Annotated in this window: 1 protein-coding gene; it reads right to left on the bottom strand. The window is 69.8% G+C overall.

What is annotated here, in order from left to right; genetic code table 11:
• A partial coding sequence (locus tag MXD62_RS09880; RefSeq protein WP_248829040.1) for an enoyl-CoA hydratase/isomerase family protein occupies positions 1 to 765 on the bottom strand: 765 nt, incomplete at both ends.

Here is a 765-nt window from a genome sequence, read left to right as displayed (position 1 = left end):
GTTCGTCGGGTTCCGGTTCCCGACTGAGATGATCGTGCCGGCAGCAACGACGGGCTCGCCGTGACGTGCAGGTGGCGCGCCGACTCGACCTCGATGTACTCCGCCATGTCCATCCGCTCCGCGGACAGCACGTTGGCCTTCATCATCCGCAGCGGGAACGGATGGTGGCCCGCGAGCTCGTCGGCCAGCGCGAGCACCTCGTCGTGCAGCGTGTCGGCCGGGAACAGCCGGGTGACGAGGCCGAAGGCGAGCGCGTCCTGCGCCGTCACCTTCTCCGGGAAGAACAGCAGCTCGCGAGCGCGGGCCGCGCCGACGAGCCGCGCGAGCGACCAGACGAGACCCATGTCCCCGGACACGCCGACCTTCAGGAAACCGGTCGCGAACCTGGCGCGGTCGGAGGCGAACCGGAAGTCGCACGCGCACGCCCACCCCATCGCCGCGCCCGCGCAGCCGCCGTCGATCGCGGCGATCGTCAGCTGCGGCATCGTGTGCAGCAACGTCGACGCGTGGTACACGGCGCCGAGCCGTTCCAGCGTCACCGGTTCCGACGAGTGACCGCCGGTGAGATCAGCGCCGACCGAGAAGTCGTTGCCCGCGCCACGCAGCACAACGACGCGTGCATCACTGGCCGGCACGGGGGATAGCGCTTCATAGAGCTCTTCGCACATCTGAACGGTCACGCCGTTGCGGCGGCCGGGCCGGTTCAGCGTCACGATCGACACCGCGCCCCGCTGCTCCAGCAGCACGGATGGTTCCACGATGACC

It is taken from the genome of Frankia sp. Mgl5 (assembly GCF_023242985.1).
GTDB lineage: Bacteria > Actinomycetota > Actinomycetes > Frankiales > Frankiaceae > Parafrankia > Parafrankia soli.
Note: the sequence above shows the minus strand (reverse complement) of the source record. Positions and strands in the feature narration are given on the sequence as shown.